General features: G+C 46.3%; 6 protein-coding genes. 2 read left to right on the plus strand and 4 right to left on the minus strand.

From position 1 onward, the window contains the following. Nucleotides 1-162: 162 nt before the first annotated feature. The 3 genes from ABW391_RS16880 to ABW391_RS16890 all read right to left on the minus strand — a co-directional run bounded on the left by ABW391_RS16880 (nt 163) and on the right by ABW391_RS16890 (nt 3,325). Nucleotides 163-792, minus strand: coding sequence for an immunity protein Imm33 domain-containing protein (locus ABW391_RS16880; RefSeq protein ID WP_353483072.1), 630 nt, complete (start codon nt 790-792; stop codon nt 163-165). 91 nt (nt 793-883) lie between these two features. After that, nucleotides 884-2,008, minus strand: coding sequence for a T9SS type A sorting domain-containing protein (locus ABW391_RS16885; RefSeq protein ID WP_353483073.1), 1,125 nt, complete (start codon nt 2,006-2,008; stop codon nt 884-886). Between the two features lie 33 nt (nt 2,009-2,041). After that, nucleotides 2,042-3,325, minus strand: a complete 1,284-nt coding sequence (locus tag ABW391_RS16890; RefSeq protein WP_353483074.1) for an ATP-binding protein — start codon at nt 3,323-3,325, stop codon at nt 2,042-2,044. Nucleotides 3,326-3,955: 630 nt separating this feature from the next. Between ABW391_RS16890 and ABW391_RS16895 the strand changes: the two genes are divergently transcribed. Both ABW391_RS16895 and ABW391_RS16900 read left to right on the plus strand, forming a co-directional pair. Next, nucleotides 3,956-4,384 carry an Imm44 family immunity protein gene (locus tag ABW391_RS16895; RefSeq protein WP_353483075.1) on the plus strand — a complete coding sequence of 143 codons (429 nt, stop codon included), beginning with the start codon at nt 3,956-3,958 and terminating at the stop codon, nt 4,382-4,384. A 168-nt stretch (nt 4,385-4,552) separates the two neighbouring features. Continuing rightward, complete coding sequence (locus tag ABW391_RS16900; RefSeq protein WP_353483076.1) at nt 4,553-4,792, plus strand: addiction module protein; 240 nt, start codon at nt 4,553-4,555, stop codon at nt 4,790-4,792. Nucleotides 4,793-4,823: 31 nt separating this feature from the next. On the opposite strand, the gene ABW391_RS16905 is transcribed toward ABW391_RS16900, so the two are convergent. Beyond that, the coding region (locus ABW391_RS16905; RefSeq protein ID WP_353483077.1) for a PD-(D/E)XK nuclease family protein at nt 4,824-6,475 on the minus strand (1,652 nt) is incomplete at its 5' end.

The following is a 6,475-nucleotide window of genomic DNA, read 5'->3' on the forward strand; positions in this document are numbered from 1 at the left end:
TGATTGGGCAAAAGGACTTTACCTGGTGCGTTTGCGCAGCAATGCGCAAGTGAAAGTGTGGGCGAAAGTCTTGAAAGTCGAGTAAGGGGCGATAAAAAATAAGTGTTTCATTTTGCCTACTACTAAGCAACGGAGCAGTGAGTTGATTGGGCTACGGTTCAATCAACTCACCCTTTCAAATCGGTTGAGTTCGTCCAGCCATTCAAAAGCAGCACCAAGGGGCTCGTCGAGCAATTCCAGAATGGTTTCGTCTTTGTTCAAAATAGCGCCCAGGGAAACGAATTGGGTGTTTTCTGGGTCGTCCAGGTATTCATGAGATTCGTCGCCAGCCAGGATGCGCCAGCCAGAGTCAACGATGCCGTCCCGGTATTCGCCGAGGCTTTCCTCCCGTATCAAGTATTTCACTTTACAGCCTTCCACGAGTATTTTATTGCTAGCCAAACAGCGGTGGATGTATTTGTCAACCAGACTGGGTTCTACTTCGTCGAGGTCAGAATTGATGATGTTTTTTTCTTCAAATTCTATGGTGTCCCCGTGATTCAGGTCTTTGATGAAAAAGGGCTCATTGTCCAGTGTTCCGACAAATTTGCCATTGGATTTTTCGGTGATGATCACCCACATGCGCTCGGCGTTGGGTTGTTGGGGGTCAGCATTGTCAAAGGTAAAAATCAACTTGACCAGATTGCCCACTTCCAGCTTGTCCAGCACATACCTGGAGGGTTTGTAAAAGGTGTATTTGGCCGCAGCAGCAATGGCTTCTGCATCGTCTAAGCGCCATGGCTTGGTGTGCATGTTTTTTCTTTTTTTGGTCTTTCGTTCCTAAGGGATTTCATCGTTCCTAAGCATTTACCCACCGTGCGGTGTGAGTATGTCGGCCTTCAAATCATTGCTTCACCAGCCGCACACTCCCGTACCTGGAGCGAAGCACATAAAGGCCCGGTTCAAACCTGCTTACATCCAGCATTTTGTCCTTGCCACGGTAGACGATTTGCCCCAAAGCGTTGTACAAGTGGTAGGTTTCGCCAGCAGGCAATCCACGCAGCTCAACTTGATCGCTCGCTGGATTGGGCCAAATTTCCAAGAGGACTGTACCCAATTGGGGAGAATTCACTGCCACAGTGGTTTGATTGAGGCAATTTTTGGGGTAATTTTTCACAGTTTCCCAGGCAACGCTTTGCATTTTGGCGGCCAAAGCGGGTGATGGTGCCTTAAAATTTCCGCCCCACCATACCTGAAGTTGGTTTCCTAAACCTTCGGGGGTTTTGCGGTGAATGGCCGCATAATGCACACAAGCAATGAAATATTTCCCCACGTCATTCAAATGGATACGGTCACTGAACAGGTCTTCTATTTTGCCAATCCCCGGCAAAGCACCGCTGGGAATCAAATCGTACAAACGAGCCAAACCTTGTGCCGCCGGGATCATACAAACGGGCTTGCTGGGTTTGTATTTGTTGTTCAAATAACTCACTACACTTTCCCACATGGGCAGGTCATCGCTAAGGCGTTGCCGCCACTTTGAAGCGTTTACATCGTAGTCACAGCCGGTAGGTGTGCCACTATCCAGGCAATGCCAATCTTCGTACAAGTACACCTGAATGTTGGGATTGGAACGGGTAGCGTACACATAAAAACTGTCGGCATACTGGTAGGTCTCATTAATGATTCGTTGGTACCTGGGCACACTTTCGGTCAGTACCAGTACATCAAATTTGCCCGTAGACAATCCAAACGAGCGGTCATAAAAGCCGTAATAATGCGGAGGAATGGGGGTGTAATCCCTGGCCGTTTTGCGTTGCCACTGCCAGCGCAATGGTGCACCCGGAATACCCTGATAAGTCCAGTTAAAGGTGCCGGGCTTAGCCTGATTGGACAAGGAAGCCACCATATCTGGAATTTGATCGGATAAGCTATGTCCAATGTAAAAGGCATTGATTTTGTTTTGGGCAAAAAGGCCAGTGCTGATCCCATAAAGCGCCAGCATCAGAATAGTTTTTTGTAGATTCATCGTTTGAACGTTTATTCGATTTAGGGCATGCTCTTAGATTCCAACAATCCCATAAAGCGGGATGTTCATCATCCAGTCTTGTGCTCGAAAACGGCTCATCGAAGTACGGATTGCATTTGAAGGTGCATATTTTTCTACAAAAACCTTCAAACTCTTCGATTTTAAATTTTCTTCAGCTTTGACTTCGATCGGAATGATTTCATTTTGTTTTTGAATTAAAAAATCCACTTCGGCGATACTGTTGGGAGTTGTCCAATAATAAATCTCATGGCTTATTTTGAGTTGCTGAGCTACAAATTGCTCAGTTAAAGCTCCTTTGAACTCAGTTAAAATCAGATTTTTCTCCAGAAGTATTTTCGGATCAATCTGCGCCATAGCGTTTAATAAACCCACGTCCAAGCTAAACAGTTTAAAAGCATCCATATTGGTGTAAGCACTTAGCGGGATTGTAGGCTTTTCCACACAATGGACTTTCAACACTAAGCCTGCATCGGTAAGCCAACTGATTGCCAATTCAAAATCTTTGGCTCGGGAGCCTTTTTTGACTTGCCCATACACAAACTTCCGATTTTCCTTGGCCAATTGGCTAATCAGGTGGCTCCAAACCAAACGAATTCTTGGGACAATTTCGATGGGCGCGTATTTTGCAAAATCGTTTTCGTAACCCAGTAGAATCTTCTCCTGAATTGCTCGAACGGAATTTAGGTCTTCAAATTGAATGTAATTCGCCACAGCTTCGGGCATCCCACCCACAAAGTAATAAAGCCGTAGAAGCTCCACCAATTTTTCGTGAAAGGGTTCAATAACCGTCCAATTTTGAGCCTCCAAATGCTCTTGGAAGAGGCTCTGCCCTATGTTTTCTAAAAATTCAAAAAAGCTCATTGGATACATGCGTAAGAAGTCAACCTTACCCACAGGAAAAGACGTGTTTTTTTGCAATGAAACGCCCAACAGCGAGCCTGCCGCGATAATGTAATATTCGGGAGCTTGCTCATAGAAGTACTTGAGTGCCGTGAGCCCCTTTTCGGCTTCTTGAATTTCATCGAAGATGAGCAATGTTCGGTTACTTTGAATCTTGCGATTGGCTTCAATTTCAATGATGGAGACAATGCGTTTGATGTCAAAATCTGCTGTAAATAAGGATTTCAAACGTGAACTGCTTTCAAAATTGAGGTACACGACTTGCTCAAATTCGTTTTTGCCAAACTCTTTCATGAGCCAGGTTTTCCCTACCTGCCTCGCTCCCTGGAGGATTAAGGGCTTGCGATTGGGGGCGTTTTTCCAGCCAATTAATGAGTTATAGAGTGCTCTTTTCATTTTTTCGTATGAAATTATGCTCAAAATTACATTTTTTCGTATGAATAAATGGGATTCGATACATTTTTATTGAGGAAAATACGAAAATTGGTCATTGAATTGCCAGTTTCGTTTCAGCATACGGAGGTGGAGGTGATTATTTTGATCGCTGAGAGTGCTGCTGTTTGCATGAAGAACTCTTTTCTAAAAATTAGTGCATACTCTTGCGTCTTGAAGACGCAAAAAATGGTACGGGTCGTGAGAGACCGCGTACCAACGGTAGCGCGGTATTGTCCATTGTTTGCAAGGCTTTTCTTGATGGAAAGACTTATGCGAGCCGGATTTTTGGTACATTTAGCAAAGTATACAATTTTATACTCTGCTAAATGTAGGTGAAAATAGGTAGATTTAGCAAAGTATACAAAGACAACTGGATTAGTCCGATTTCAGGTTCCTGATCATGTCTTTCAACTCTTCGATACCCTCCTTTATTTCGCGTAATTCGTCCCGCAAAGACTCAAATTCAACGTGTTGCTGGGTGGTGAAATAAAGAAAGAACTAAAAGTCTTCATGCTCAACAAGGTCTTCATCTTGTTTTTGTTTTTATGCGCAATACCGGTTATCTTAGCCATCTATGCTCAAATTGAACTTATGTACGCACCATTCGTCATTTCCGGAATTTTGGAAGAACCCATCACTGAAAAGGTGGCTTTCACCAATACCAACCTGCTCAGCGACGTGCTCAATGCTCAGCTGCAACTTGAAAGCTATGGAGAGGGTGTAAAAGGAATTGCTTTCATTTACATTGTCACTCTACCCGCCGATGACATACACGTAGAATCATTTCGCTACCGCAAAAAAGATCAAGAGATTCATATCCAGATGCGCCTCCCTTTTGCTGCTGTAGAAAGCTCAAGCCTGGAAGAGGTGCTACACCTAATGGCCCAAAAATACCTGGATACCATGTTGGAAAAACTGCCCAGCAAAAACATTCCCGGATTTGATTGGAGACATTTTACTGCAGATGTCCAGAACTTGTTTGAACGAAAAGGCTGGCTAATGAGCTTGGCGCTGGGGTAAAAGAGGAAAGTAGTTTAGGTTACTTTGATTCTTGCCTAAAAGAGCTTAAATTGCCCTACGAACAGCTATTACATGCAAGCAATCAGAAGTATTTACAGGGTCACCCTAATTAGTCAAGAATTTCTTCAGGAGAATGACTTTTGGAAAATTTATTTGTAAATTTGAATCATGAGCAAGAATTTTGAAAACGTACTTGAACAGGTTCAGCACCTGACTAGGTCGGAACAATTGGCTCTGATTGCATCCATCGCCCAGATAATCGACGAGAATGAATCAGCTTTTTTTCCTGAGTACGTCATTCAGGAAAACCATCGCCGCTTGGCCGCGTATGATGCTGGAGAAACCCAAGGCATTCCTTATCAGGATGCACTTACGTACGTTCGCAAGCAGATAAGCGAAGCTAGATGAGCTACAACTTAATCATTTGAAGAGACCGTACTCACCCCAAATCATCCAACTCCTCTGCCACCACCCTTTCGATCCGATCCGTCCCCCCTTCTCGTTTAACAAAATTGCACCATTGGCAATTTGCCTTGCCACAGCCCTCATAAAAATCGTGTTTGCGGATTCGGGCATACGCCTCCCGGATCAATTGCCGCATAAAGGCGGTATCCTCGCCTGTAAAACTCATGCGTACCTCGGGGAATTGGCCATCTGGGTTGGGGTCCAGGTAGGCAATTTCGCCAAAAGTGACCCGTCGGGAAGAGCGGTCGAAGTGCTCGTACAGGACTTTGTAAAATAACAATTGCCGCCAATAAGTACCACCGTAGGGATTGGCCTCGGTCGGTCGGCGCAGTTTGCCCCCGTCGTGGCTACCGGTTTTGTAATCGATGATGCCTACCCGCAGTTGGTCATAAAACTCGATTTTGTCAATTGTCCCGGTCAGTGGCACCCCGTCCACTTCAATCTGCCGAATGGTGTATTCCACCCGAACGCGTTTGTGCCAGCGGCCATAGTAGTGCTGGTAGTAGCGGGCCAGTTGGCGCTTGCCCAATTCCAGGCGTCGCTCGAAGGAGGCCAGAGAGATTTGTTGCCGTTGGCGGTTCAATTCCTGCTCAAAAAAATAGAGCAATTCTTTCTCTGAAGGGAAAAGCCGCTCGCGCGACAACAGCATGCGGTCAAACAAGCGTTGCAGTGCATTGTGCACCGCAGTGCCGTATGCCGTGGCTTCGTTGTGCAAGCCGGGTACGCGCAAAATGTATTCGTAATAAAAAGACAAGGGGCAATTGAGAAAGGTATTCAGCGCCGAAATGCTCATGCGGAAATTGCGCAGCAAAGCCTCGATCATGCCTTTGTCTTGAGGGTCAATTTTGGGTTTTTGCTGTTCCTGCAAACGCAACAACTGAATATCGAGCACCTCACTGGCGGGCAAGGTTTTCACTTCAAAAGCGATCTCGGGTGCCCCCAGCAATTCGTCGATGTACATGGCGCGTTGCAGGGCTTTGTCGCTGTCGTCTTGGCGGGCATAGGAGAGGTGCAAGAAGGACTTGGCACGAGTCAGCGCCACATAAAACAAGCGTCGCCGCGCTTCGGTAGCGTCTTCTTCACCAGAAAAGGTCAGGGTTTCGGGCAGTGAAAAACGGTAGCTGTTGCGCCCTGTGGAAGGCTCCCAATAATCCTTGACGCAGTCCAGCATAAATACGGCAGTGAATTCCAGTCCCTTGGCCGCGTGGGCCGTCAGTAAATGGATTCCATCCTGTTCGTCGCTCAAGCGCGCGAGTGCCAGCGACAAGCGGTTGGCCTCCATGCGCTGTAGATTGTGCAAAAGATCGGCCAGGTTGTAATGTGGCCGCCGCAAACATTCTTCGCGCACGTATTGAAAAAAAGTATGCAGCACCTGAATCTGCCAGGTGTGGTTGGCTTGCGACAGGATGTATTGCAAAAAACCGGAGCGGTTCATCAGTTTTTCCACCAAAACCGGCAGTGGCTCATTGAGGCTATCGCTGATCAATTCTTCCAGTAGAATGGCAAAATTGGTCAGTACACTTGGTTTTTCCAGGTTCAGTTCCCCCAGTGCGGCATGTTCGAGCAGCAATTCGCGCCAGGTAGGCCGTGCATCGTTGGGGAAACTGGACAAATGGGTACTGATCC

Source organism: Haliscomenobacter sp., from assembly GCF_040403615.1.
Classification (GTDB): Bacteria; Bacteroidota; Bacteroidia; order Chitinophagales; family Saprospiraceae; genus Haliscomenobacter.